Raw genomic sequence first — 24,069 nt, 5'->3', positions numbered from 1 at the left:
GAGGCCGACCTTCCCGTCATTGCGGCATCGCTGCAAATGGAGATCGACGACCTCTTCCCGGTCGCCGAAACGCTTCAGATGCTCCGGTTCGCCGAACTGGTCGGGGGAGACATCCGGCTGCCCCCGGAAGGCAAGCGTTCGCCCAAGCCGACGTCGACGAACGCAAGCAGCTGTTTTCAAAACACCTGCTGACCTATGTGGCACTTGCTGCGCACATACGCCGAATCCTGGACGAGCGGCCGAGCCACCGCGCGCCCTGGAGCCGGTTCTCGGACGAGCTTGAGGACTACATGTTGCCGGACGCAGCCGAAAAGACGCTGCGGGCGATCATCAGTTGGGGCCGTTATGCGGAAGTGTTTTCCTACAATGACGTAACGCAAACCTTCAGTCTTGAAAATCCCTGAGGGGAGGTGATTTTCAGATTAATGGCGTATTGTGAATTGAGCATGAGGCGATTGAAAGAGTCCCGGTCTTGAAAAGCATATTGGTGGCGCTGGATCTGGAGGGAGAAGGCGGAGCGGTGCTGAGCCGGGCGGTTGAGCTTGCTGGAAAGCACGGCGCTTGGCTTTCGCTTCTCCACGTCATCGAAGCAGAGGCGCTTTCACATGTCACCTCGGGACAGAGCGAAGGTGACCTGCAGGACGAACTCAGACGGGACGCCGTCACCCGGATCGAGGAGTTCCTGGTCGAAGCCGGGCGGACCCGGCGCACCGATGTGCGGGTTGAGTTCGGATCTCCCCACGAAGTCATCACCCGAGTGGCGAGTGAGCAATCGGCAGACCTTGTCGTGCTCGGGCCGGGCAAAAGCGAGGGCAAGTCGCTGCGCGAAAAGGCGCTGGGTTCAACCGCCGACAGGGTCATCAGGACCTCGCCCGCGCCGGTCCTCGTGGTCAAGTCCAACGCGACGGAGCCCTACCGTCACGTCATGATCGCTGTCGATTTCTCGGCTCAATCGATATCGGCCACACAGGAAGCGCGCAAACTCGCTCCCCATGCAGGGCTGCAATTGGTTCATGCTGTCGACCTCCCGCTCCCGTTCGAACAGGCCCTGCTGCGTGGCGGAACGTCGCGGACCGAGATAGACCGGTTCCGGCTAACGAGAGTTGCCAAGGCCCGCGACGAACTTTTGACATTCGCCCGAGACGTTGTGGACGTCGACACTTCCGATACGACAATCCTCGAAGGCGAGCCTGGCCCCGCGCTGATCCACCTCGCGAGAAGCAAGCGCGTCGACCTGCTTGCTCTGGGACCGCATGGTCGCGGAGTCGTTCTCCAGGCGCTCCTGGGCAGCGTCACGCAACGGATACTCAGGGAAGCTGAGTGCGACGTTCTGGTCGCAAGCACCCGCAAATAACCGATACCGACGGTTCCGATGAGGAGAGCGGCCGGGTTCTTCGTTTTTCGGCGTCCTGCTAGACGGGCGCGGCGATGACCGCCAGGAACGCTTCTCCGTACCGCGCGATCTTGGCACCGCCGACACCCGGGATTTCCGTCATATCCTCGACACTGGCAGGGCGCCGCCGCGCCATCTCGCGCAGGCTCGTATCGTGGAAAATCACATAAGGGGGCACGCCCTGCTCACGCGCGAGACGCAAACGCTCCGCGCGCAGTGCCTGGAAGAGTGCTTCTTCCTCGGGCGAGGCCATGGGGTCCGCAGACGCCGCCGCCGAAGCGGTCCTTTGTCGCCGCCGCGATACGGGGTCGCGGCGAAGTTCGACCGGCTGCTGTCCCTGGAGAACCGACCGTGCACTTTCTTCCAGTTTGAGCGCGCCATAGGCGGTGTGGTCGATGGAAATGATGCCGCGCGCCGCGAGCTGCCTGAAGACGGATTGCCAACTCTTCTGATCGAGGTCCTTTCCGACGCCGAATGTCGGCAAATCGTCGTGCCGGCTGCGCTCGACCTTCTCCGTCTTGTTGCCGCGCAAGATATCGATCAGATGTCCGGCGCCGAAGCGCTGCCCCGTCCGGTAGATAGCAGAGAGCGCCTTGCGCGCCGCTTCCGTTCCATCCCACATTTCGGCGGGCGTAAGGCACGCATCGCAATTGCCGCAGCCGCCTTCGTGGCTCTCGCCGAAATGTGCGAGCAACGCCTGACGCCTGCAAGTGGCCGTCTCGCAGACATGAAGAAGCGCATCGAGCTTCGCGCGTTCGACCTGTTTCACCGATTCAGGCGATGCGCCCTCGTCGATCATCCGCCGCCTGAGCGAAACGTCGCTCATGCCCCAGGCCATCCACGCATCGGAAGGAAGGCCATCGCGCCCTGCCCGGCCCGTCTCCTGATAGTAAGCCTCGATGCTTGACGGCAGATCGAGATGCGCGACAAAGCGCACATCGGGCTTGTCGATGCCCATGCCGAAAGCGATGGTGGCGACGAGCACGGGACCTTCGTCCTTCAGGAAAGCGTCCTGATGCTTGTCGCGGATCGCGCGATCGAGACCCGCATGATAGGGCAGCGCGAGAATGCCCTGCGCCGTCAGCCACTCCGCCGTCTCCTCGACCTTCTTCCGGCTCAGGCAATAGACGATGCCGCTCGCGCCCTCATGCGCCCGCAGGAAATCGCGAAGCTGGCTTTTGGCGTTATCCTTGCGCACGATGGTGTAGCGGATGTTCGGACGATCGAAACTCGCGGAGAAAATCCGCGCGTCGTCGAGCTGAAGGCGGTGAATGAGATCGTCGCGTGTTTGCGGATCTGCCGTGGCCGTAAGCGCAAGACGCGGCACATCCGGAAATCGTTCCTTGAGCTTCGCGAGCTGCAGATATTCCGGCCGGAAGTCGTGCCCCCACTGGCTGATGCAATGCGCTTCGTCGATGGCGAAGAGCGCCAGAGGTACCCGCGACAGCAGGCTGATGAAACCGTCGCCCGCGAGTCGCTCGGGCGTCACATAGAGAAGATCGAGTTCTCCCTCCGTCAGCGCGTCGCGAATGCCGCGCGCTTCCTCGGGCGTCAGCGTGGAGTTGAGCGCGGCGGCACGCACACCCGACTGGCGCAGCGCCTCCACCTGATCGCGCATCAGCGCGATGAGCGGCGAGACGACGACGGCGACGCCCGCACGGCAAAGGGCGGGTATCTGGTAGCAGAGCGACTTGCCCGCGCCGGTCGGCAACAGCACCACTGCGTCGCCACCCCCGACGACATGCTCGATGATCTCGCCCTGCTGGCCCCGGAACGAGGGAAGTCCGAATATCTCCTTCAGCACCCTTTCCGGGTGAGGTTCATTTGTCACTTCCATGGGTCCGGGCATTGGCGACTCAGTCAGGGGTATCTCTCGCGGGCGGTGAAGCTAACATCTGCGCGCCCCGGAGGAACCCGCCTGAGTTGAACCAACCGCCTGACTTGTGCGTATTTCTCATAATGACGCCCGGTTAGGACTTCAGGGCTTCAGCCGCTATAATCGGTCGGCTGACGGAGGGAGGCTTGAATGACCAATATCCCCTTTGACGGAACAAGAAACGGGGAAGCTGCCGCGGAGAGCGTCGACGTGACGCCGGCAAATCTGCGCACCATGCCCGGCATCCCTCCCCTTGCCCGCCTCGCCTTTCGCGCCTTGCTGAAGATACGCCACGGCTCGATCCTGATGATCCTGCCCGACGGCAGGAAGCTCCGTTTCCAGGGCAGCGAGCCGGGCGAGCACGCGGTGATGGTCATCCGCGATTTCGGCCTGACCCGCCGCTTCTTCGCGAGCGGCGACCTTGGTGCGGCGGAAGCCTTTCTCGACGGCATGTGGGACAGCCCGAACGTGACGGCGTTCCTGCAATTCTTCCTGCGCAACAGCGAGGCGCTGCAGGACAAGCTGATGGGCGTACCCATCGCCCGCTTTGTCTCCCGCCTGGGGCACCTGATGCGGCGCAATTCCAAACGCGGCTCGAAACGCAACATCGAATACCACTACGACCTCGGCAATAATTTCTACCGGCGCTGGCTCGATCCGACGATGACCTATTCGTCCGCGCGCTTCGAGCATGCGGGGCAGGACCTGTCGGCCGCGCAAATCAACAAGTACCGCTCCCTCGCGGAGAGCATCGACCTCAAGCCTGAACATCACCTCCTCGAAATCGGCAGCGGCTGGGGCGGCTTCGCCGAATACGCGGCAAGCGAAATCGGCTGCAGCGTCACTGGCGTCACGATCAGCAAGGAACAACTCGCCTTCGCGCGCGAGCGGATGGAGAAGAAGGGCCTGACCGACAAGGTCGACATCCGCTATCAGGATTACCGCGACATCGACGAACGTTTCGACCGCATCGCCTCGATCGAGATGTTCGAGGCAGTGGGCGAGGAGTACTGGCCCGCCTATTTCGACAAGGTCAGAAACTGCCTGAAGCCGGGTGGCAAGGCCGGGCTCCAGATCATCACCATCGCCGACCGCTCCTTCGCCGCCTATCGCAAGCGCGCGGACTTCATCCAGCGCTACATCTTCCCCGGCGGCATGCTGCCCTCGCCCTCCGTGCTCCGGCAGCAGGTGGCGCGGGCGGGCCTCACCTGGGTCGGCAATCGCGATTTCGGCCTCGATTATGCCGAGACGCTCAACCAGTGGCGCAGCCGCTTCCGCGCCGCATGGCCCGACATCCAGCGGCAGGGCTTCGACGAGCGCTTCCGGCGCATGTGGGAATATTATCTCTCCTACTGCGAGGCGGGCTTCCGCGCCGGCAATATCGACGTGACGCAGGTGACCCTCGCGCGGCCCTGACGAGGCCTGCTAGACTGGGCGCCCCACCCGCTGCGGAGCTCCCACATGAAATCCCGCCTTGTCCCGACGCCGCGCACGCTGGCCGATGTCGAAATTCGCTCGCGCGAGATCATCGGCCGCGGCTGGGGCAAGCTGGAACGCTTCGTGTTCCGGCACCGCCGTTTCGACGACGGCTGGTCCGACGAGGTGACTCGCGACATCTATACGATCGGGCGGGTGGCGATGGTGCTGCCTTACGACCCGAAGCTCGACGCCGTGGTGCTGATCGAGCAGTTTCGCACCTGCGGCCTTGTCTGGGGCGAGGCGACCTGGCTCTTCGAGGCGGTGGCCGGGATTATCGATGAGGGGGAAACGCCGCCCGAGGTCGCGGCGCGCGAGGCCATGGAGGAGGCAGGCTGCCGGATCGGCGAACCCGTCCACATCTCGACGGTCTGGTCCTCGCCCGGCGGCTATGGCGAGCGGAGCTGGCTCTATACCGCCCTGACCGATCTTTCGGGCATAGGCGGCATTCACGGCCTCGCCCATGAGCACGAGGATATCCGCGCGGTGGTGGTGGGACTGGATGAAGCCCATGAGGCAATTGCCGACGGCCGGATCGTGGATGCGAAGACTATCCTGATGATTCAATGGCTTGTACTCAACAAGTCCCAAATCGGATGAGTATCGAATTCGCGCCTTCGGCTTGAACCGGGGCCTCCCCCTCCGTATGTTCCTGTTCGCACCGGGCCCATCCGGACCGCCTTCACCTTTTCAAGAACAGATAACAAAGCCTAGGCAATGGACATCAAAAACGGTCTCGTCGACTCGATCGGCAACACACCCCTGCTGCGCCTGAAGCGCGCATCGGAAGAAACCGGCTGCGAGATTCTCGGCAAGGCTGAGTTCCTGAACCCGGGCCAATCCGTGAAGGACCGCGCCGCGCTCTACATCATCGAGGATGCGGTAAAGCGCGGCACGCTGAAGCCGGGCGGCGTCATCGTGGAAGGCACGGCGGGGAACACCGGCATCGGCCTTGCGCTTGTCGGCAATGCGCTCGGCTTCCGCAGCGTGATCGTGATCCCGGAGACGCAGTCGCAGGAAAAGAAGGACATGCTGCGGCTCTGCGGCGCGAAACTGATCGAAGTGCCGGCGGTGCCTTACAAGGACCCGAACAACTACGTGAAGTATTCCGGCCGCCTCGCGGAAGAACTGGCGGCGAAGGAACCGAACGGTGCCATATGGGCGAACCAGTTCGACAATGTCGCGAACCGCCTCGCCCATATTGAGACGACAGGTCCGGAAATCTGGAAGCAGACCGACGGCAAGGTCGACGGCTTCATCTGCGCGGTCGGCACAGGCGGCACGCTGGCCGGCACCGGCATGGCGCTGAAAGAGCGCAACAGGAATGTACAGATCGGCATCGCCGACCCGATGGGTGCGGCGCTCTATCATTTCTACAAGCATGGCGAACTGAAAGCAGAGGGCACGTCCATCACCGAAGGCATCGGCCAGGGCCGCATCACCGCCAATCTGGAAGATGCACCGATCGACCAGGCCTTCCAGATCGCCGATGAGGAAGCGCTGCCGATCGTTTTCAACCTGCTGAAGGAAGAAGGCCTCTGCCTCGGCGGGTCGAGCGGCATCAATGTCGCAGGGGCGATCCGTCTCGCTAGGGAAATGGGCCCCGGCCATACTATCGTCACGGTGCTTTGCGATTACGGCACGCGCTACCAGAGCAAGCTGTTCAACCCCGCCTTCCTGAAGGAAAAGGGATTGCCTGCGCCGGACTGGCTCTGAGAAGAAGGGTTCGTTCAAGACCATGTTTGAGGCCGCCTCACCGCTCGTTACGACCGAATGGCTTGCGAAGCATCTGGACGCGCCGGATGTGCGCATTGTCGATGCCTCATGGTACCTGCCGCAGATGCAACGGGACGCGCGCGCCGAATATGAGCGCGAACACATTCCCGGTGCGGCCTTCTTCGACATCGACGAAATCTGCGATCTCGCCAGCCCCTACCCCCACATGCTGCCCGCGCCCGAGAAATTCTCGTCGCGGGTCCGCGCCATGGGGCTCGGCGACGGCAACCGCATCGTCGTCTATGACGGCGCCGGATTGTTCAGCGCCGCACGCGTCTGGTGGATGTTCCGCGTCATGGGCCACGACGATGTGGTGGTGCTCGACGGCGGCATGAAGAAATGGAAGGCGGAAGGCCGCCCGACCGACGACCAGCGCCCGCGTACCTCCGCGCGCCATTTCACGGCGCGGCGCAACACGGGCCTCATCCGCGACCGCGAGGCGATGCTGCGGAATATCGACACCTGCGCCGAACAGGTGCTGGACGCACGGAGCGCCGGCCGGTTCTGCGGCACAGAACCTGAGCCTCGCGCCGGCCTGCGCGGCGGCCACATTCCGGGCAGCCTGAACCTGCCGGCCGGAACGCTCGTCGCGTCCGACGGCACGCTGAAGAAGCCGGAAGAGCTCCGTGCGCTGTTCGAAAAGGCCGGCGTCGACCTCAACCGCCCGGTCGTCACCACCTGCGGCTCGGGCGTTACCGCCTCCATTCTAGCGCTCGGTCTTGCCGTTCTCGGCAAACCGCAAGTCCCGGTCTATGATGGCTCATGGGCCGAGTGGGGCGCCGTAACGGAGATGCCGGTCGAAGTCTGACGCGCTGGGGCATATGGGGAAGAAACACAAGACCATCGTCACCCATCTCGAAATGACGGCGCCGCCGCGACTGCCGCCCGTCCCGCGCCCGCTCGGCAAATACGCTCTGATGCGCGTGGAAAAAACCCCAATCCATTTCTACCGCTACCTCTACGACACGATTGGTCGCAACTATGTCTGGGTGAACCGCAAGCGGCTGGCCGACGACGCGCTGGCGGCAATCATCCAGCATGAGGATGTCGATATCTATGTTCTCTATTGCAACGGTGCGCCGGCTGGCTATTTCGAACTCGACTTCCGTTCGAAGCCACGTGTCGAACTGTCATTTCTCGGGGTCATGCCGGAGCATATCGGCAAGGGGCTCGGCCGCTTTCTTCTCGGCGAGGCGATCACGCTCGCCTGGGCCCGCAACCCGAACCGCCTGATCGTGCAGACCTGCACGCTCGACCATCCCCGCGCCCTGCCCCTCTACCAGCGCTTCGGCTTCTCGCCCTGCGGGCAGGAGGAAGTGGTGCTGGAGGAGATCGACTAGATTCAATGCGCCAAAATCTGCGCGAGGAATTCCTTTGTCCGCGCATTCTTCGGGGCGCTGAAGAACTCTTCCGGCGGCGCTTCCTCGATGATCTCGCCTTCATCCATGAAGACGACCCGGTTCGCGACCTCGCGCGCGAAGCCCATTTCATGCGTGACGCAGAGCATGGTCATGCCTTCGCGCGCAAGCTCGACCATCACATCGAGCACTTCCTTGATCATTTCAGGGTCGAGCGCAGAGGTCGGCTCATCGAACAGCATGATCTTCGGGTTCATGCAGAGCGCCCGGGCGATCGCCACCCGCTGCTGCTGGCCGCCTGAGAGCTGACCTGGATATTTGCCTGCCTGCTCGGGGATGCGAACGCGCTCGAGGAATTTCATGGCAAGGTCGCGCGCATCCGCTTCCGGCATCTTGCGGACCCAGAGCGGCGCCAGCGTGCAGTTTTCCAGAACCGTCATGTGCGGAAAGAGATTGAACTGCTGGAACACCATGCCGACCTCGCGGCGCACCTCGTCGATCCGCTTCAAGTCTTCGGTGAGCTCGATACCGTCGATGACGATGCGGCCTTCATCATGCGGTTCCAGATGATTGATGCACCGAATGAGGGTGGACTTGCCTGAGCCGGACGGCCCGGCGATGACGATGCGCTCGCCTTCCTTGACCGTGAGGTTGATGTCCTTCAGCACATGAAAATCGCCGAACCATTTATGCACGCCAGACATTTCGATCATCGTCTTGTCGGAGACGCTCATTTTTTTCGGGGCTGCGTTGTCCGCGGACATGGCTTCTCCTAACGCTCGTGTCCGGTATTGAGCCGGCGTTCCATGAAGTTCGAATACTGCGACATGCCGAAACAGAAGACCCAGAAGACAAGCGCCGCGAAGATGTAGCCTGTCAGCGCGCCCTGCGGTACGGTCCAGTTCGGATCGCTGAGCTGCGCACGCACCTGGCCCAACAGGTCGAAAATGCCGACGATCAGCACCAGCGTCGTATCCTTGAATAGACCGATGAACGTATTGACGATGCCGGGAATGACATGGCGAAGAGCTTGCGGCAGCACGACGCCGATCATCGCCTGCCAATAGCCGAGGCCAACCGCGCGCGCCGCCTCGTACTGCCCGGCAGGAATGGCCTGTAACCCGCCACGCACGACCTCCGCCATATAGGCCGACGAAAAGAGCGCGACGCCGACGAGACAGCGCAGCAGATTGTCCGGGTTCAGCCCTTCCGGCAGGAAGAGCGGCAACATGACGCTCGCCATGAAGAGCACGGTGATGAGCGGCACCCCGCGCCAGAACTCGATGAAGACGATCGAGAGCATGCGGATCGCGGGCATGGAGGAGCGGCGGCCGAGCGCCAGCACGATACCGAGCGGCAGCGACACGACGATGCCCGTGACGGCAACGACGAGGGTGACCAGCAGGCCGCCCCATTCACTCGTCGGGACCGGCGGCAATCCGGGCCGGTCGCCCGCGAGCAGAACCAGCGCGATCAGCGGATAGACGACGAGGAGGAAAATGAGATTGAAACGCTTCGCGGGTGCCGCAGGGATCAGCATCGGAACGATGGTCGCGATACCGAGTGCGAAGACGATGTTCACGCGCCAGATTTCGGATGGCGGATAGCGGCCATAGATGAACTGATCGATATTCGCCCAGACGAAGGGCCAGCATGCGCCGGCGTCCGGAACCAGGCAGGCCTCGCGCGTCGTCCCCGTCCATACCGCGCTGAAGATCGTGAAGTCGAGCAGCGGCGGGATAACCATCCAGAGGATGTAAACCGAAACGAGCGTCAGCACCGTATTGCCGACGCCGGAGAAAAGATTTCGGCGCGCCCAGCCGAGCGGCGAGCGCGAGGTGCCGGGTTTCATGCGAGGGCGGCCGCTGACGTCTTCCATGCCCATAACCTAGCGCTCCCTCAACGCGATGCGCGCGTTGTACCAGTTCATCGCGAGCGAGGTGAGAAGGCTCAGCGTGAGATAGACCGCCATGGTGATCGAGATGACTTCGATCGCCTGGCCCGTCTGGTTGAGCACCGTGCCGGCAAAAACAGCGACGAGATCGGGATAGGCGATGGCAACGGCGAGCGAGGAGTTCTTGGTGAGATTGAGTATCTGGCTCGTGAGCGGCGGCACGATGAGCCGAAGCGCCTGAGGGATGACGACGAGACGGAGCGTCGTGCTTTCTTTCAGCCCGAGCGCAGCCGCCGCCTCGGTCTGGCCGCGACTGACGGACTGGATACCTGCGCGCACGATCTCCGCGATGAAGGCGGCGGTATAGAGCGTGAGGCCGAGCGTGAGCGCGACGAATTCCGGCAGCAGGCGCATCCCGCCCGCATAGTCGAAGCTGCCCCGCGTTGCGAATTCAAGATGAAACGGTGCGCCGCCGATAGCCCAGACGAGTGCCGGAAGAAACACGATCAACGCCGCCGACACACGCCACGCAGGAAAAAGCTGTCCGGTCGCCAGTTGCCGCTTTCGCGACCAGCGCACGAGAAAGACGCTGCCGATAATCGCGAGGATGAGCGCTGAAAGGAAAGCGAGGGCACTGGCATCGAAAACCGGTTCCGGCAGAATGAGCCCACGATTGCTGAGAAATACGCCCGGGACCGGCTCAAGGCTTTGCATGGGCCCCGGCAAGGGCCGCAGGACGACGAAATACCAGAAGAAGAGATGAAGCAGGAGCGGAATGTTCCGCATGATTTCGACATAGGCGGCGGCGAGATTGGCCAGCAGCCAGTTACGCGAAAGCCGCGCCACACCGACGACGAAGCCGAGCAGCGTCGAAAGCGCAATACCGATGACGGCGACGACGAGTGTGTTCAGCAGACCGACGAGAAAGGCACGGCCATAGCTCGATTGTTCGGTATAGGGGATCAGTGTCTGGATGATGCCGAAGCCAGCCGTCGTATCCAGGAAGCCGAAGCCGGACGAAATATTGAGGCGCTCGAGGTTTTGCTGCGCGGTTGCGACGAAGAACCAGACAAGGCCGATGACGATGCCGAGAACCGCAGCCTGATAGATCACGGAGCGGACGCGCGGATTGTACCAGCTGAAGCCCAGCCCGTTCCCCCTCCTCGCTCCTTGACCGGCCTTCGCCATGCGCGCCCCTCGCCCCTTCGTCCCGGCTACCGGATCGGCGGCGCATACATGATGCCGCCATCGTTCCAGAGCGCATTGAGACCGCGTTTTATGCCAAGCGGCGTTTCAGCGCCGACATTGCGCTCGAATATCTCGCCGTAGTTGCCGACCGCACGGACGATGCGCGCCACCCAGTCGCCTTCAAGGCCGACTGCCTGCCCGTAAGCGCCCTCGTCGCCGAGAAGACGCCGCACCAGCGGGTTCTCGCTCGCCAGCATCTCGTCAATGTTTTTCGAGGTGATGTCGAGTTCCTCCGCATTCACCAGTGCATTGAGCGTCCAGCGGGCGATGTCGGCCCATTGGGGATCTCCCTGCCGGACGGCGGGTCCGAGCGGTTCCTTGGAGATGATTTCCGGCAGCACGATATTTTCATCCGGGTTCTTCATCTTCAGGCGCTCGGCATAAAGGCCCGAGGCATCCGTCGTGTAGCCATCGCAACGGCCCTGATCGTAGGCGCTGATCGCCTCGTCGTTCTTCTCGTAGGAAAGGACCTGGTAGCTGAGCCCCCGGCCGCGAAAGAAATCGGCGACGTTCAGTTCCGTCGTCGTGCCCGTTTGCGTGCAAATGGTGGCACCGGCAAGTTGAACGGCGGAGGTGATGCCGGACGCCTTTCGCACCATAAAGGCCTGCCCGTCATAATAGATCACGCCGACGAAATCGAAACCGAGCTGGGTGTCGCGCGACATCGTCCATGTCGTGTTCCGCGACAGAATGTCGATCTCGCCCGATTGCAGCGCCGTGAAACGGTCTTTCGCCGAGAGCGGCCGGAACCGGACCTTGGCCGGATCGTCGAAGATCGCGGCGGCCAGCGCGCGGCAATAGTCGACGTCGATGCCGGTCCAGTTGCCCCGGTCATCCGGATTGGAAAAACCGGGCAATCCCTGGCTCACGCCGCATTGAAGAAAGCCGCGCCGCTTCACCCGCTGCAGGGTGCTGCCCGCCGCGACGCGCTGCGCGCCTTCCGTAACCGGTGCCGCCTCCGGTTGTATCTCGCGCGCGCCTCTCGTAGCCGGCTCATAAGGCAGCATGAAATAGAGTCCGCCCACGCCAATCAGAATGCCCAGAATGAGGGCGACGAGTGGGTTCTTCATTCAGCTTCCTTTGCCGGGACCGGCGGACGGGGTGTTATGCTCGATTCGCTGAGACTAACCGCCAGGACCGGAAGCGCAAACCCTTACGCATTTTACTTGGACGGTGATTTTACCCTTAAATGGCGGCCTGTACCCGAACCGCGCCACGAGCAAAACCGGATGAAGAAAAAGCAGGATACGCTGATCGTAACGGCAGGCCGTGACCCGGAGGCCAATTTCGGCATCGTCAACCCACCAGTTTATCACGCATCGACTGTACTTTATCCGACGATTGAGGCCGTCAAGGCGCGCACGCAACCCGTCACCTATGGACGGCGTGGCACACCGACGACCTTTGCTCTGCAGGACGCTATCGCCGAGCTTGAGGGTGGCTACCGCTCGGTGCTGACGCCATCGGGGCTTGCCGCGGTGACCACAGCCCTGCTCGCCCACCTGAAGACCGGCGATCATCTGCTGATGACGGACAGCGTCTACGAACCTTCACGCCACTTCTGCGACAAGGTGCTGATGCGCTATGGCATCGCCGTCGAATATTACGATCCGCGCATAGGCGCCGGCATCGAAAAGCTCATCCGCCCTGAAACCAAAGCGATCTTCACGGAGTCGCCCGGCTCCGTCACTTTCGAGGTGCAGGACATCCCGGCCATCGCGGACGTCGCACACCTCTCGGGCGTCCTTCTCATGATGGACAATACCTGGGCATCGCCTCTCTATTTCAAGCCGTTCGAGCACGGCGTCGACGTCTCGATCCAGGCGGTGACGAAATATCTCTGTGGACACTCCGACGTGATGATGGGATCCATCACGACGACCGAGGCGGCCTGGAAGGAAACGCTCGCCGGGCATGGCGCTCTCGGCACCTGCGCCGCACCGGACGACATCTACCTCGTGCTGCGTGGCATTCGTACACTCTCCGTGCGTCTCGAACGTCACATGCAGACCGGTCTCAAACTCGCGCACTGGCTCGCCGGGCGCCCAGAAGTCGCACGGGTCATCCATCCCGCCCTGCCGAGCCATCCGGATCATGCAATCTGGAAGCGCGACTTCACCGGTGCGAGCGGCCTCTTCTCGATCGAACTGCAGCCCTGTTCGGACAAGGCGCTGGCGGCACTTCTCGATGGTCTCGAACTCTTCGGCATGGGCTATTCCTGGGGTGGCTTCGAAAGCCTCATCATCCCGCAATATCCGGCAAAAATTCGGACGGCGACCCGGTGGACAGCGGCGGGCCAAATCCTTCGTCTGCACGCGGGGCTTGAAGACCCGGACGACCTCATCGCAGATCTGAAAGCGGGCTTCGAGCGCCTCCACGCGGCCAACGGATAGGAAAACCATGCGCTGGGCCTTCGTCATCCCGATCACAGTTCCGACGCTCATTGCCGGACGCGCTGCCGATACGAGAACCGACCTTCTCGCCAGCTCGGCCTCACCGAGGGCATAACCGTCTGGGCACTTGTCAAGACCGTCGCCGTCGCAGGCGGCGGCAAGCCTCATTCCATGTGGTCCGAATTGGCCCTCGGCGCAAAGCCCTGCTAAAACCTCGCCGGTCCGAGGGAGGAATATCGAATGGCGTTCGAGAAGCAGATCGAGGAATTGGAAGCTCGCCGTGCAAAAGCACGCGCCATGGGCTCTCCAAAGCGTCTGGCAGAGCGGAAGGCAGCGGGCATCCTGAATGCGCGTGAACGGGTCGCGCTTCTTGCCGACGATGGCAGCTTCCGCGAATCGGGCCTCCTCGCGACCTCTGTCCAGCCCGACCACAAGGACAAGTCGCCCGCCGACGGCATGGTTTCCGGTTACGCCCGCGTCGGCGGCCGGCTCGTCGGCGTCAACGCCTCCGATTTCACGACGCTCGGTGCGTCGTCTGCCATGACGCTCGGCAAGAAGCAGGCGAAAATCAAGAACGACTGCTTCAAGAACGGATTGCCGCTCATCCAGCTCATGGAGTGCGCCGGCGGCCGTATTCCCGACATCATGGGCGCGGCGGGCATCGGCGGCAGCGGCGAGCGTGGCGAGATCAACCGCTATTCGCGCATCCGCACATCGCCTGCGCTCGCGGCCGTGATGGGTCTTACCTATGGCGGCGGCGCCTTCAACTGCATCAATTCCGATTTCGTCGTACAGCGCAAAGGCGCCGTGCTGGCGGTCTCGAGCCAGATGGTCACCTCTGTCGCGCTCTCGGAAGAACTCGATCCGGAAGAGCTCGGCGGCTGGAAGCATCATACGCAAACAGGACTTGTCGATGCCGTGGCGGATACGGACGAGGAAGCAATTGAGATCCTGAAGCGCTTTCTCTCCTACATGCCGGACCATGCGGGCCAGCGGCCGCCTCTCGCGCCTGTCCCGGCGGGTGCCGAAGAAAATATCAAGAACATTCTGAATGTCGTGCCGGAAAGCCGTGCGCAAACTTACGATGTTCGCCATGCCATCGAAGCCATCGCAGATCCCGACAGTTTTTTCCCTCTTAAGGAGCGTTTCGCCAAGGTCGCCGTCACCGGCCTCGCCCGCATCGGCGGCGAAGCCGTCGGCATCATCGCATCCAATCCGAAATTCAAGGGCGGTGCGCTCGACGCGGACGCCTGCGACAAGATCACGCCGTTCATCGTGCTCTGCGACAGTTTCAATATTCCGATCGTCTTCCTCGCGGACACACCTGGCTTTCTCGTGGGCCAGGAGAGCGAGCGCAAGCGCCTGCCCGGCAAGATCATGAACTTCATGATGGCGCTCGAACTCGCGACGGTGCCGAAAATCGCACTCATCCTGCGCAAGAGCTTCGGGCAGGCTTATCTGAACATGGGAGGCGGGAAGTCCGACCACACCGCAACATGGATGTCCGGCGAGATCAGCTTCATGGACCCGGCCGTCGCCGTGAACATCGTCTATGCGACGCGCGAAGCGGCCGATCCGGAGCGCTACAAGGACCTCGTGCGCGAGGTCGCCAAGGATACCACCGCCTACGATCTCGCCGCGCCCTATATGGCGCAGGAAGTGATCGATCCGCGCGAAACACGCCAGTACATCAAAGACATGCTCGCCGTGAATTGCCGCAACCTGACGGGCGGAATTGGCGAACATCGGCTGGCGAATTGGCCCCCCGCATTCTGATATTCAAAACAGTCGAACCGGAACAGGGAGAAGAAAAATGGCTACCGTTGAAGTGAAAAGCGAGATCACCGGCAAGGTCTGGAAGATCGAAACGAAGCCCGGCGACCGGCTGGAAGAAGACGACGCCATCCTCATACTGGAATCGATGAAGATGGAAATTCCCGTCTGCGCACCGGCCGATTGCAAGCTCGTTGAAATCCTGGTCGCCGAGGAAGACTCGGTTTCCGAAGGTCAGGTCGTTGCCATCGTCGAGGAGGAGTAAGTTTACGCCTCGCCGAAAATGCTTTTGAGGTGGGCGTTGAGAAACTTGCCCGTCGGGTCCAGCCGCCGTCGCAGCCCGCGAAACTCATCCCATTTGGGATAGAGTGCTTCGAAATCCGGCGCGGTAAGCGTATGGAGCTTGCCCCAGTGCGGCCGGCCCTCATAGCGACGAAAGATGTCTTCCACGCCGGCAAAGAGCGCCTTGTAGGGTTGCCGGTGATACTGGTGGACCGAAATCGTCACACTGTCGCGACCGTAAAAGGGACTGAGCCATGCGTCGTCGGCGGCGACGTAGCGGAACTCGAGCGGGAAGAGAAAATTGACCCCGCATTTCCGCATATGTTCGCCCACTTCGCGAATGCAGTCAGGGCCCTTTTCGGCGGGCACCGCATATTCCATTTCGTTGAAACGAACGTTGCGGTCGCTCGGAAACGCATCGTGCGACCAGCGAACCTTGGTTTTCTGCTCCCCGTTCTCGCCCGAGCCACCCGAATAACGCGAGCCGCTTGCCGAGGTCATGAACTTCTGGATGGGGCCGCGCATGAAAGGCAGCAAACGCGAGACTTCGCACGCCCACATCATCGTCTTGTCGTCGCGCGCCATCTCGCCATCCGGCCTGCGGCGGCGAGGGCGCGGTTCCTTGTCGACCTCCTTCAGGATTTTTACCAGCGCATGATCCGCGAAGGGAAACCAGAAGAACTCGAAATGCCGATTCGCATCGCGCAGCTCCGCGGCGCGAGCGAGCGCCTCGGCAATCGCCATCCGGCCGCCCGTCTCTTCCAGGGCATAGATCGGGCGGCATTGCATGGTGATCTCGGTCATCACGCCGAGGCTGCCGAAACTCACGCGTCCTGCGTCGAAGACGTCGGTGTTTTCGGTGGAGTTGCAGGAAATGATCTCGCCGCTCGCCGTCGCCAGACGGAAGCCCCGGACAGCCGCCGAGATGGAACCGAGCGTACCGCCGGTGCCGTGCGTGCCTGTGCCGACAGCGCCGGCAAGCGCCTGGCGGTCGATATCGCCCTGGTTGATGAGCGCGAGTCCACGCTCGAAAAGCTCAGGCCCCAGATCCTGGATCGTGGTGCCTGCCTTGATGCGCGCTGTCAGCGCGGCTTCGTCATGATCGATAACGCCACGAAGGCCCCACAAGGTCATGATGGTGCCGCTGCTTTCCACCAGCGGCGTGAAGGAATGCCCCCGCCCGGCGACGCGTATAGGCGAAACCGCGGTCCGTAGTACTTCCGCGACCTCTTCCTCCGTCGAAGGCGCCGCCAGCCCTTTCGGCCATGCTTTTACCCAACCGGACCAGTTCGACCAGACATCCGTCATATCGCCTCCGTTTCGTATTGCCGAGCCGATGATAACGGAGACCGCGCCTTGTTGCCTGCGAAAACAAAAGCCCCGGCTTTGCAGCCGGGGCGATCTTTTTCAGCCACGCGATGCTCGCTTATTGGGTGTTGACGATACCCTCGAGGGTCTTGGCCGCAGCCGTCATTTCCGCCGCGCTTTCTTCTCGCGTCAGAGGCTTGAAATCGCGCGCCATCTTGCTCGCTTCCTTGATTTCGGCCGGCGTCATGCTTTCGGAGAGCTTCTCGATCGCCTCGGTCGCGAAGCGCGGGAAACCGCCCTCGATTGCAAGCTGATAGAAGAAATAAGCCTTCACTTTGTTTGCTTCGACGCCGACACCGTCTTCATACATGGTGGCAATGTTGTATTGCGAGCTCGGTAGCCCCTGGCGGGCTGCCGCTTCATACCACTTCGCGGCACGGCTCATGTCCTGAGGCACACCCCAGCCCTTGTCAAACATGGTGGCCAAATCCATCTGGGCGCGCATGTCGCCGCCTTCGGCGCCGATCGTGTAATATTTGACGGCCGTCTCGACATCGCGCTCCACGACCTTGGCATCGAAATGTTCCTCGCCGAGGCGGAAGGCCGCGCCCGGATCCTTGTTCACTTCTACTGCCCGTTTCCACTCCGCAAGCGCCTCGGGGTAGAACCCTCGCGTATAGAGGTCTTCTCCCGACGCCTCGTTCGGCGCCCCCTCGATGGAGGGATCGGGTTTGCTCGGGTCGGCCATCGCCTCTTCGGCCGGCGCACTCATGCTGAAAGACACCAGGAAGGCCGTCAGCAGAGCCAGCGAGACAAACCATTGGCTGACGGAAACCTGACGGCGTTGGGCCACAGTTCCGGAATTTCGCATCTTCCACCTCCCGCAGGGCGGACGGCCCGCCTCCCCGGCGGGTCCAGTCGAGCCTCTTATTTTGAGCTTCCATGATCGGGAAGCTCATGAATATCCACAAGTTAAAGCTTGGTCAGATTATGCCCCGCAATCTCCCATCCAATAACATTATGGGTAATACTAGGGCGAAGACGAGCCGGAGTCCGGCTCGATCGTGAGATTGTTCTCGATGCTCGCCACATCGGGAGTGCCCCGAACCGCTTCCTCCACCTGCTCGCGCTCATCTTCGCTCCGCACGGCCCCGTTGATGGTGACGTCGCCGTTTGAAACCTCGACCGTTATCCTTGTGGCATCGACCGACCTGGCACCGGAAAGACGCTTGCCAACTTCCCGCATGATTGCCTCATCCGGCAGCGTTTGTTTCTCATAGCCCCCACCGGGATCGGACTTCCGATGCACCGGTGCATAATTGGAATGGGAGATGCCATAGCCCGGCCGCTCCTTGTCGGGATTATAATCGTCGTTGTTCTTGCCCACTGCAGGCCTCCGCGTGAGCCCCACCAGCGACCCGGTAAAGACATAGGTTCCGGAGTGTTCCTTCCAAGCGCACGGAGCGTAAACGTCGCGGATACGCGAACGGAACCGGCACAGTCCCCAATGCGTTTGTTTATTTACTTGTCGAACATCCTCGCCGAGAGGGCCCCCTCAAAAGAGAAAACACGCATCCGCAATGGCGAAACGCAGCACATCCAGCCGAAGCAGCGCCGCGAAGAAAAAACCGGCGCAACAATCGCGATCCCGGAAGAAATCTTCGGCCTCAGCAATCGGCTCCGCGCGTGCTGTCTGGAGCGGCAATCTTCGGCTGGCGCTGGTTTCCTTGCCCGTGAAGATTTTTCCGGCCACCAAGACGGGCGCACGTATCGAGTTTCATCAGGTCCACGAACCATCGGGTAAGCGTATCCGCTACCAGAAGATCGTGCCGGGAATTGGGCCGGTCGACACCGATGAGATCGTCAAGGGTTTCGAATTCGAAAAGGGCCACTACGTCCTGCTCGAACCGGACGAAATCGAAAGCCTGAAGCTCGAAACCAAAAGAACGCTCGATCTCGTTCAGTTCGTGAAGCAGGGAGAAATCGAGCCGCTCTGGTTCGACCGTCCTTACTACGTGGTACCGGACGACAATCTCGCCGAAGAAGGGTACCGCGTGCTGCGCGATGCCCTGCGCGCGTCCGGCAAGGTCGGCATCGGCCAGTTCGTCATGCGCGGCCGCGAGCACATCGCAACACTGAAGCCTTGCGGCAACGGCCTTCTGCTCGAAACACTCCGCTTCGCCGACGAAGTCCGTAGCGCTACACCCTATTTCACCGCCACGGACGATGAAGAGCCGGAAAAGGAACTGCTCTCGCTTGCCGAAGAATTGATCGAGCGCAAGACCGCGCCTTTCGATCCGAAGTATTTCAAGGATCAATACACCGAAGCAGTCCGCGAACTCATCGAGGCCAAGGCAAAGCGAAAGAAGCCGATTGCCGTGGCCGAGGAGGAAGCGCCCGGCGGGGGAGCGCAGGTAATCGATCTCGTGGAGGCTCTGAAGCGTTCGGTCAAGGGTGGAGGCAAGCCCGCCGCGGCAAAGCGCGCGCCCGCGAAGCGCAAGACAGGTTAGCGTGCGATGGCACGACAGAAATCGTCCGGCCTCGAAACCTACTGGGCGAAGCGTCACTTCGACAAGACGCCCGAGCCCCGGGGCAAGAAGGCCCGCCGGGCGGGGCACGGCTATTCGATCCAGATGCATCACGCCCGCAGACTTCACTACGATCTGCGTCTCGAGCTGGATGGCGTACTCAAAAGCTGGGCGATCACCAAGGGCCCAAGTCTCGATCCTGCGGTCAAGCGCCTTGCCGTGCGAACTGAAGACCATCCCGTCGACTACATAAGTTTCGAAGGCAATATTCCCGAAGGACACTACGGCGCCGGCACCGTGCTGCTGTGGGACCGCGGCGAATGGGAACCTATCGGCGACCCGCATGAGGGTCTGAAGAAGGGAAAGCTCGCTTTCGAATTGCATGGCGAACGTCTGAAAGGAAGGTGGGCGCTGGTTCGCTTCAAGGGTGAGCGCGATCCGAAGCGCGAAAACTGGCTGCTCATAAAAGAGCGCGACGAAGAGGCAAGCGACACCGAGGACCCCGTCGAGGAATACAAGACCAGCGTCTCTTCAGGCCGCGCCAGGGAGGACGTGTCCGAAGCACCGAACCTTGTCTGGGACAAAGGCACTGCGCAAAAGGTCGGATCGAAACGGAAGTCGCCCGCGCGGAGAAAGAAGCAGTCCCTGCCCCGCTTCATCGAGCCGGCATTGGCGACCTTGGTCGACGACACGCCGTCGGGAGATGAATGGCTTTTCGAAATGAAATTCGATGGCTATCGCGCACTCGCATCTGTTGCTGGCAACGAGGCCCGCATTTACACGCGAAGCGGCCTCGATTGGACCGACCGTTACGGCGCCCTTGGAGCTGCCTTCGCGGATCTCGATCTGGACCGCGCCCTGATCGACGGCGAAATCGTCGTTACCGACAGACAAGGCCGCTCCAGTTTCAGCGCCTTGCAACGCACCCTGAAAGGCGAGTGGAACGGCAAGCTGTCGTTTTTCGCGTTCGATCTCCTCTTCTCCGAAGGGGAAGATCTACGCAAAAAACCACTGATCGAACGCAAGGAACGGCTGAAGGCGCTGCTTGGCGCGGCAGGAAAAAAGGGACCGGTTTTTTACACCGATCATGTCGAGGGCCACGGCGAGGCAATGCTCGAAACGCTCTGCAAGCGCGGCTTCGAAGGCGTGATTGCCAAGCGCGCCGACCGGCCATATCGCTCGGGACGCGGCAAGACGTGGCTGAAGATCAAATGTCAGCACGAACAGGAATTCGTGATTGTCGGCTGGTCTCCGTCCGAACGCGGCCGGGCATTTTCGTCGCTGCTCCTCGCGATCCGCGAAGGCGGCAAGCTCCGCTATGCCGGAAGGGTCGGCACCGGCTTCTCGCAAAGCGACCTCAAGGCGCTCGCCAGACGATTCGCGGCGCTCGCCCGGCGAACCTCGCCGCTGGAGGATGAAGTTCCCTCGGACATAAAGCGCCGTGTACGCTGGGTTCGCCCGGAGCTCGTCGCCCAGATCGGATTCGCGGAGTTCACACATGACGGCATCGTCCGGCACGCACGCTATCTCGGCCTCCGCGAGGACAAGCCCGCCAGTGCCGTCACACGCGAAACACCGGCTCCCGTGAAGGAGGTCGAGAAAATGTCGAGCGAAGAAGAACCTGTCACGAAAGCGAACGACGGAACGATTATCGAAGGCGTCCACATCACGCATCCCGACCGCGTTCTTTTTCCGGAGCAGGGCGTCACGAAGCTGGAGCTTGTCCGGTACATGCAGAAGGCCGCCGATCTGATGCTGCCTCACCTGGCAAACCGTCTGCTCAGCCTCGTGCGCTGCCCTCAGGGATCGCAGAAGAAATGTTTCTTTCAGCGGCACGCGGGATCGAGCCTTTCCCCAGGCTTCAAGGAACTGCCCGTAAAGGGCTCCAGGGAGCGGGAAGACTATATTTACTTGACCGATACCAAAGGGCTCGTCTCCGCCGCGCAGATGGGCGTCCTGGAGCTCCATATTTGGGGTTCGCATGTCGATGACGTGGAGCGGCCGGACAGAATTGTCTTCGATCTCGATCCGGATCCGGACCTTCCCTTCGATGCCGTCATCGAAGGCGCGGAGCGTATGCGCGCCCTGCTGGAAGCGCTGGAACTGAGAAGCTTCCCGATGCTCACCGGCGGCAAGGGTATCCATGTTGTCGCGCCTCTCACGCGCCGCCACGAGTGGCCCGTGATCAAGGCCTTCACGCGCGCGCTGGCCGAACGCATGTCGGCGGACGCTCCTGACCGCTACCTCGCGAAGATGACGAAGTCGAAACGCACCGGGCGCATCTTCATCGACTATCTGCGCAATGATCGCTCCTCGACCGCGATCGCGCCCTATTCGCCGCGGGCACGCAAAGGCGCGCCGGTAGCATGGCCAGTGAGCTGGAGTGGTTTGGGCAAGGCCCGCTCGGGCGACGAAATGACGATTGAAACCGCATTCGCCGAGCGTCGCGCCGATCCGTGGAAAGACTATGGCTCGGTGCGTCAATCGCTGAAGGCATCCGCGCTGCGCGCGCTCGGCGTCGACCTCTGACGCTGGCGATCCCGGCAGGACTCGAACCTGCAACCGACAGATTAGAAATCTGTTGCTCTATCCGGTTGAGCTACGGGACCGGGAAGCAGCCTCAATGGGTCCAGAGACCCTGCCGGCCGAACTTGAAATTGTCGGCGTAGGACTTGATGGTGCGCCGCCGTCCCTTCGGCTCGAAGATCTGATATTCGATACCGTGCTTATCCGCATAGGCGACCGCTTCTTCCTTGCTGTCGAAGCGCAGCAGCACCTGTGCATTCGTATCGCGGGAACTTGTCCAGCCCATCAGCGGCTCGACATGGCGCGCGCTGCCGGGCTCGAATTCCAGAACCCACTTCTTTGTTTTCGCCCGGCCGGACTGCATGGCCGTTTTGGCCGGTTTGTAGATGCGCGCGCGTGCCAAATCCATTCCCTCGCAGTTCGGTCCCAATCTCAAACTGGGCCGTCGTGAAATTTTATTCTTATCGCCCTAAAAGAGCCGAATTTGCAAGCGACAACAAGGCCATCGCAGAGACAGCAAAGAGGCCAAGAAAAGCTTCGCCAGAGGCCGAAACGTCTCAAAACGGCGAAGATCTGGACCTGCGACCGCCAAGAAGAATGCAGCCCCCAAGGTCGGAGGAGTCCCCCCATGAGCATTCCGCCCCGTTATCTCGACCGCGATACCGCCACCGCCCTTCTTGCCGCCCAAGGCTTCAACAGCCTCGATATCGAATGCATCCTGGACCTGACAGGCCCGGCCACGAGCACCGGCACCTCGCTCTGGTCTGCCCGGAGCGTCGAGCGCCTCGCATCCCGCGCCTGGTGGCTCGACCGGGCCGAGGTCGGACTTGTCTTGCCGCACGCGGCCTGACCGGCCTGCGTCACAGCAGTACACAAACAGCCACAAAGGGAGTCCCGGTAACGGGGCTCCCTTTTGATTTTCGGCTTCGGCTGGACAGAAAGACGATTGGTCGGGGCGGAGAGATTCGAACTCCCGACCCTCTGGTCCCAAACCAGATGCGCTACCAGGCTGCGCTACGCCCCGACATCCGCTGCTGCGGTCGGCCCTGCAATACACCCGATATGCCGGGCGCCGCAACACTGCTTGAAGCAGCTAATTTACGTCCTTGTGGCGTTGCATCAACTTGAAGACACCACTCGCCTTGAGGACGGGGCGCCCGCCGACATGAAGCTCGGCCTCGCAAAAGGCGACCGATTTCGTCGCTTTGGTCACACGGGCCGTACCCTCGAGCCAGTCGCCCGGTCGGGCTGATGACAGAAAATCCGAATTCATCCGTACCGTCAGCGCCACCGTCTGCGTTTCCCGCCACACCGCCGTACCGAGAAGGCCGTCGGCAAACGCCATCAGCATCCCGCCATGCGTGATACCGCGCGAATTGCAGTGCCGCTTCTTGATCCGCACGCCATGCACGAAACCGTCTTCCGTCACCTTGTGAAAGAACGGACCATTATGGCTGGTGTAGGGACCCCGGCTCGTCGAAGGAACAAAGCCCTCCGGCGGGTTGTCGTCGTCGCTGTTCATCGGACCGCGCAGGAAAAATATGGCATCGCCGCAAAATCGCGTGCGGTCCTATAGCATGGCCGGAGAGATAATCGAACCGGCGTCAGTCCGGTGCGATCTCCGCCACCATCAGCCCTTTCGGACCTTCGCCGAACCGCACATTGATCTGCTGGCCAGGCAACAGGTCACGAATCCCGTAACGGCGCAGCGTCTCCATGTGCACGAAGATGTCCGGCGTTCCCTCGCCCCGCGTCACGAAACCATAGCCGCGTGCGCGGTTGAACCATTTGACGATGGCGATTTCGAAATCGCCGATCGGGACCACCCCGGTGACAGGTGATCGGTTTGCCTGACGGGCGCTCCCGCTGACGGTTTTGATTGCGGTCGTGTCGTCGACATCGACGACACGGATGGCTTGATTGCCTTTGGGCCGACGCACCACCTCGCAGGTGACGGTCGCCCCTTCGTCGAGTACTTCCCGTCCGGCCTGCTTCAGGCAGGACAGATGCACGAGTACATCGTCCCCCCCGTCTTCCGGAATGATGAAGCCGTATCCCTTGACCGCATCAAACCATTTGACGACGCCGGTAACTTCGAAAGACACGTCGACGGAATCCGCCGTACTTTCTAAACGCTCTTCCATCCCCACCACGATAGACATCCGGTCAGTCAATATAGGTTTGGCCTCAGTATTGGCCGCACCGGAATTTCTCACTGGTCCGTGGTTCCTCCCCCAG

At 61.7% G+C, this 24,069-nt stretch carries 24 protein-coding genes, 2 tRNA genes and 1 pseudogene; 14 read left to right on the top strand and 13 right to left on the bottom strand.

What is annotated here, in order from left to right; all coding sequences use genetic code 11:
• Both Q8S60_RS01375 and Q8S60_RS01370 read left to right on the top strand, forming a co-directional pair.
• Window positions 1-404, top strand: a pseudogene (locus tag Q8S60_RS01375) (AAA-associated domain-containing protein); the annotation flags it as partial.
• 68 nt (window positions 405-472) lie between these two features.
• Window positions 473-1,354, top strand: a complete 882-nt coding sequence (locus Q8S60_RS01370) for a universal stress protein (protein WP_305277939.1) — start codon at window positions 473-475, stop codon at window positions 1,352-1,354.
• 58 nt (window positions 1,355-1,412) lie between these two features.
• Here Q8S60_RS01370 and recQ read toward each other — a convergent pair whose 3' ends face one another.
• Window positions 1,413-3,242 carry a DNA helicase RecQ gene (gene recQ, locus Q8S60_RS01365; RefSeq protein WP_371134293.1) on the bottom strand — a complete coding sequence of 610 codons (1,830 nt, stop codon included), beginning with the start codon at window positions 3,240-3,242 and terminating at the stop codon, window positions 1,413-1,415.
• 177 nt (window positions 3,243-3,419) lie between these two features.
• Between recQ and Q8S60_RS01360 the strand changes: the two genes are divergently transcribed.
• From Q8S60_RS01360 to Q8S60_RS01340, 5 genes are all read left to right on the top strand, one after another.
• Entirely contained in the window at window positions 3,420-4,685 is a 1,266-nt protein-coding gene (locus tag Q8S60_RS01360; RefSeq protein ID WP_305277940.1) for a cyclopropane-fatty-acyl-phospholipid synthase family protein, read from the top strand.
• Window positions 4,686-4,730: 45 nt separating this feature from the next.
• Window positions 4,731-5,345: an NUDIX domain-containing protein gene (locus Q8S60_RS01355; RefSeq protein ID WP_305277941.1), complete on the top strand. Its 615-nt coding sequence runs from the start codon at window positions 4,731-4,733 to the stop codon at window positions 5,343-5,345.
• Between the two features lie 117 nt (window positions 5,346-5,462).
• Complete coding sequence (locus Q8S60_RS01350) at window positions 5,463-6,461, top strand: cysteine synthase A (protein ID WP_305277942.1); 999 nt, start codon at window positions 5,463-5,465, stop codon at window positions 6,459-6,461.
• Window positions 6,462-6,483: 22 nt separating this feature from the next.
• Entirely contained in the window at window positions 6,484-7,329 is an 846-nt protein-coding gene (gene sseA, locus Q8S60_RS01345) for a 3-mercaptopyruvate sulfurtransferase (RefSeq protein WP_305277943.1), read from the top strand.
• A 13-nt stretch (window positions 7,330-7,342) separates the two neighbouring features.
• Window positions 7,343-7,861 (top strand): GNAT family N-acetyltransferase, encoded by a 519-nt coding sequence (locus Q8S60_RS01340; RefSeq protein WP_305277945.1) that lies wholly within the window; start codon window positions 7,343-7,345, stop codon window positions 7,859-7,861.
• Between the two features lie 2 nt (window positions 7,862-7,863).
• Here Q8S60_RS01340 and Q8S60_RS01335 read toward each other — a convergent pair whose 3' ends face one another.
• The 4 genes from Q8S60_RS01335 to Q8S60_RS01320 are packed head-to-tail and all read right to left on the bottom strand — an operon-like array spanning window position 7,864 to window position 12,091.
• Window positions 7,864-8,643: an amino acid ABC transporter ATP-binding protein gene (locus Q8S60_RS01335; RefSeq protein WP_305277946.1), complete on the bottom strand. Its 780-nt coding sequence runs from the start codon at window positions 8,641-8,643 to the stop codon at window positions 7,864-7,866.
• An 8-nt stretch (window positions 8,644-8,651) separates the two neighbouring features.
• Window positions 8,652-9,764: an amino acid ABC transporter permease gene (locus Q8S60_RS01330; RefSeq protein ID WP_305277947.1), complete on the bottom strand. Its 1,113-nt coding sequence runs from the start codon at window positions 9,762-9,764 to the stop codon at window positions 8,652-8,654.
• Window positions 9,765-9,767: 3 nt separating this feature from the next.
• A complete protein-coding gene (locus Q8S60_RS01325; RefSeq protein WP_305277948.1) occupies window positions 9,768-10,961 on the bottom strand; it encodes an amino acid ABC transporter permease in 1,194 nt (397 codons plus the stop codon).
• 26 nt (window positions 10,962-10,987) lie between these two features.
• Window positions 10,988-12,091: an amino acid ABC transporter substrate-binding protein gene (locus Q8S60_RS01320; RefSeq protein ID WP_305277949.1), complete on the bottom strand. Its 1,104-nt coding sequence runs from the start codon at window positions 12,089-12,091 to the stop codon at window positions 10,988-10,990.
• Between the two features lie 159 nt (window positions 12,092-12,250).
• Between Q8S60_RS01320 and metC the strand changes: the two genes are divergently transcribed.
• The 3 genes from metC to Q8S60_RS01305 all read left to right on the top strand — a co-directional run bounded on the left by metC (window position 12,251) and on the right by Q8S60_RS01305 (window position 15,452).
• Window positions 12,251-13,414 (top strand): cystathionine beta-lyase, encoded by a 1,164-nt coding sequence (metC, locus tag Q8S60_RS01315; protein ID WP_305277951.1) that lies wholly within the window; start codon window positions 12,251-12,253, stop codon window positions 13,412-13,414.
• 240 nt (window positions 13,415-13,654) lie between these two features.
• On the top strand, window positions 13,655-15,190 hold the full coding sequence (locus Q8S60_RS01310) for an acyl-CoA carboxylase subunit beta (protein WP_305277952.1): 1,536 nt from the start codon (window positions 13,655-13,657) through the stop codon (window positions 15,188-15,190).
• Between the two features lie 37 nt (window positions 15,191-15,227).
• Window positions 15,228-15,452, top strand: a complete 225-nt coding sequence (locus Q8S60_RS01305) for an acetyl-CoA carboxylase biotin carboxyl carrier protein subunit (protein WP_305277954.1) — start codon at window positions 15,228-15,230, stop codon at window positions 15,450-15,452.
• 2 nt (window positions 15,453-15,454) lie between these two features.
• Here Q8S60_RS01305 and Q8S60_RS01300 read toward each other — a convergent pair whose 3' ends face one another.
• From Q8S60_RS01300 to Q8S60_RS01290, 3 genes are all read right to left on the bottom strand, one after another.
• Window positions 15,455-16,777 carry a D-arabinono-1,4-lactone oxidase gene (locus Q8S60_RS01300; protein ID WP_305277955.1) on the bottom strand — a complete coding sequence of 441 codons (1,323 nt, stop codon included), beginning with the start codon at window positions 16,775-16,777 and terminating at the stop codon, window positions 15,455-15,457.
• Between the two features lie 118 nt (window positions 16,778-16,895).
• Window positions 16,896-17,648, bottom strand: a complete 753-nt coding sequence (locus tag Q8S60_RS01295) for a tetratricopeptide repeat protein (protein WP_305277956.1) — start codon at window positions 17,646-17,648, stop codon at window positions 16,896-16,898.
• A 159-nt stretch (window positions 17,649-17,807) separates the two neighbouring features.
• A complete protein-coding gene (locus Q8S60_RS01290) occupies window positions 17,808-18,164 on the bottom strand; it encodes a BON domain-containing protein (RefSeq protein WP_305277957.1) in 357 nt (118 codons plus the stop codon).
• A 120-nt stretch (window positions 18,165-18,284) separates the two neighbouring features.
• On the opposite strand from Q8S60_RS01290, the gene Q8S60_RS01285 reads away from it, so the two are divergent.
• Genes Q8S60_RS01285 through ligD form a run of 3 tightly spaced genes read left to right on the top strand, consistent with a single transcriptional unit; the run spans window position 18,285 to window position 21,834 of the window.
• The gene (locus Q8S60_RS01285) at window positions 18,285-18,581 is read left to right on the top strand and encodes a hypothetical protein (protein WP_305277959.1); all 297 of its coding nucleotides are present in this window, start codon (window positions 18,285-18,287) and stop codon (window positions 18,579-18,581) included.
• Window positions 18,511-19,287, top strand: a complete 777-nt coding sequence (locus Q8S60_RS01280) for a Ku protein (RefSeq protein WP_305277960.1) — start codon at window positions 18,511-18,513, stop codon at window positions 19,285-19,287. The genes Q8S60_RS01285 and Q8S60_RS01280 overlap by 71 nt, the downstream gene beginning before the upstream one ends.
• A 6-nt stretch (window positions 19,288-19,293) precedes the next feature.
• The gene (ligD, locus tag Q8S60_RS01275) at window positions 19,294-21,834 is read left to right on the top strand and encodes a DNA ligase D (protein WP_305277962.1); all 2,541 of its coding nucleotides are present in this window, start codon (window positions 19,294-19,296) and stop codon (window positions 21,832-21,834) included.
• Window positions 21,835-21,837: 3 nt separating this feature from the next.
• Here ligD and Q8S60_RS01270 read toward each other — a convergent pair.
• Both Q8S60_RS01270 and Q8S60_RS01265 read right to left on the bottom strand, forming a co-directional pair.
• Window positions 21,838-21,914: transfer RNA gene (locus Q8S60_RS01270), tRNA-Arg, on the bottom strand.
• An 11-nt stretch (window positions 21,915-21,925) separates the two neighbouring features.
• Complete coding sequence (locus tag Q8S60_RS01265; RefSeq protein WP_305277963.1) at window positions 21,926-22,240, bottom strand: ETC complex I subunit; 315 nt, start codon at window positions 22,238-22,240, stop codon at window positions 21,926-21,928.
• Window positions 22,241-22,459: 219 nt separating this feature from the next.
• On the opposite strand from Q8S60_RS01265, the gene Q8S60_RS01260 reads away from it, so the two are divergent.
• Window positions 22,460-22,681: a hypothetical protein gene (locus Q8S60_RS01260; protein WP_305277964.1), complete on the top strand. Its 222-nt coding sequence runs from the start codon at window positions 22,460-22,462 to the stop codon at window positions 22,679-22,681.
• A gap of 97 nt (window positions 22,682-22,778) precedes the next feature.
• Here the strand turns inward: Q8S60_RS01260 and Q8S60_RS01255 are convergent.
• From Q8S60_RS01255 to Q8S60_RS01245, 3 genes are all read right to left on the bottom strand, one after another.
• Window positions 22,779-22,855, bottom strand: a tRNA-Pro gene (locus Q8S60_RS01255).
• A 69-nt stretch (window positions 22,856-22,924) separates the two neighbouring features.
• The gene (locus tag Q8S60_RS01250; protein ID WP_305277967.1) at window positions 22,925-23,353 is read right to left on the bottom strand and encodes a PaaI family thioesterase; all 429 of its coding nucleotides are present in this window, start codon (window positions 23,351-23,353) and stop codon (window positions 22,925-22,927) included.
• Window positions 23,354-23,435: 82 nt separating this feature from the next.
• Window positions 23,436-23,993: a cold-shock protein gene (locus tag Q8S60_RS01245; RefSeq protein ID WP_305277968.1), complete on the bottom strand. Its 558-nt coding sequence runs from the start codon at window positions 23,991-23,993 to the stop codon at window positions 23,436-23,438.
• Window positions 23,994-24,069 lie beyond the last annotated feature (76 nt).

This window comes from Parvibaculum sp. (assembly GCF_030694575.1).
Taxonomy (GTDB): domain Bacteria; phylum Pseudomonadota; class Alphaproteobacteria; order Parvibaculales; family Parvibaculaceae; genus Parvibaculum.
This window is presented reverse-complemented; position numbering and strand designations above follow the sequence as displayed.

Bases quoted from the DNA above. Each gene is read 5' to 3' on its own strand.
- recQ (WP_371134293.1), bottom strand. From the start codon at position 3,242: ATGCCCGGACCCATGGAAGTGACAAATGAACCTCACCCGGAAAGGGTG.
- Q8S60_RS01360 (WP_305277940.1), top strand. From the start codon at position 3,420: ATGACCAATATCCCCTTTGACGGAACAAGAAACGGGGAAGCTGCCGCG.
- Q8S60_RS01355 (WP_305277941.1), top strand. From the start codon at position 4,731: ATGAAATCCCGCCTTGTCCCGACGCCGCGCACGCTGGCCGATGTCGAA.
- Q8S60_RS01350 (WP_305277942.1), top strand. From the start codon at position 5,463: ATGGACATCAAAAACGGTCTCGTCGACTCGATCGGCAACACACCCCTG.
- sseA (WP_305277943.1), top strand. From the start codon at position 6,484: ATGTTTGAGGCCGCCTCACCGCTCGTTACGACCGAATGGCTTGCGAAG.
- Q8S60_RS01340 (WP_305277945.1), top strand. From the start codon at position 7,343: ATGGGGAAGAAACACAAGACCATCGTCACCCATCTCGAAATGACGGCG.
- Q8S60_RS01335 (WP_305277946.1), bottom strand. From the start codon at position 8,643: ATGTCCGCGGACAACGCAGCCCCGAAAAAAATGAGCGTCTCCGACAAG.
- Q8S60_RS01330 (WP_305277947.1), bottom strand. From the start codon at position 9,764: ATGGGCATGGAAGACGTCAGCGGCCGCCCTCGCATGAAACCCGGCACC.
- Q8S60_RS01325 (WP_305277948.1), bottom strand. From the start codon at position 10,961: ATGGCGAAGGCCGGTCAAGGAGCGAGGAGGGGGAACGGGCTGGGCTTC.
- Q8S60_RS01320 (WP_305277949.1), bottom strand. From the start codon at position 12,091: ATGAAGAACCCACTCGTCGCCCTCATTCTGGGCATTCTGATTGGCGTG.
- metC (WP_305277951.1), top strand. From the start codon at position 12,251: ATGAAGAAAAAGCAGGATACGCTGATCGTAACGGCAGGCCGTGACCCG.
- Q8S60_RS01310 (WP_305277952.1), top strand. From the start codon at position 13,655: ATGGCGTTCGAGAAGCAGATCGAGGAATTGGAAGCTCGCCGTGCAAAA.
- Q8S60_RS01305 (WP_305277954.1), top strand. From the start codon at position 15,228: ATGGCTACCGTTGAAGTGAAAAGCGAGATCACCGGCAAGGTCTGGAAG.
- Q8S60_RS01300 (WP_305277955.1), bottom strand. From the start codon at position 16,777: ATGACGGATGTCTGGTCGAACTGGTCCGGTTGGGTAAAAGCATGGCCG.
- Q8S60_RS01295 (WP_305277956.1), bottom strand. From the start codon at position 17,648: ATGCGAAATTCCGGAACTGTGGCCCAACGCCGTCAGGTTTCCGTCAGC.
- Q8S60_RS01285 (WP_305277959.1), top strand. From the start codon at position 18,285: ATGCGTTTGTTTATTTACTTGTCGAACATCCTCGCCGAGAGGGCCCCC.
- ligD (WP_305277962.1), top strand. From the start codon at position 19,294: ATGGCACGACAGAAATCGTCCGGCCTCGAAACCTACTGGGCGAAGCGT.
- Q8S60_RS01265 (WP_305277963.1), bottom strand. From the start codon at position 22,240: ATGGATTTGGCACGCGCGCGCATCTACAAACCGGCCAAAACGGCCATG.
- Q8S60_RS01260 (WP_305277964.1), top strand. From the start codon at position 22,460: ATGAGCATTCCGCCCCGTTATCTCGACCGCGATACCGCCACCGCCCTT.
- Q8S60_RS01250 (WP_305277967.1), bottom strand. From the start codon at position 23,353: ATGAACAGCGACGACGACAACCCGCCGGAGGGCTTTGTTCCTTCGACG.
- Q8S60_RS01245 (WP_305277968.1), bottom strand. From the start codon at position 23,993: ATGTCTATCGTGGTGGGGATGGAAGAGCGTTTAGAAAGTACGGCGGAT.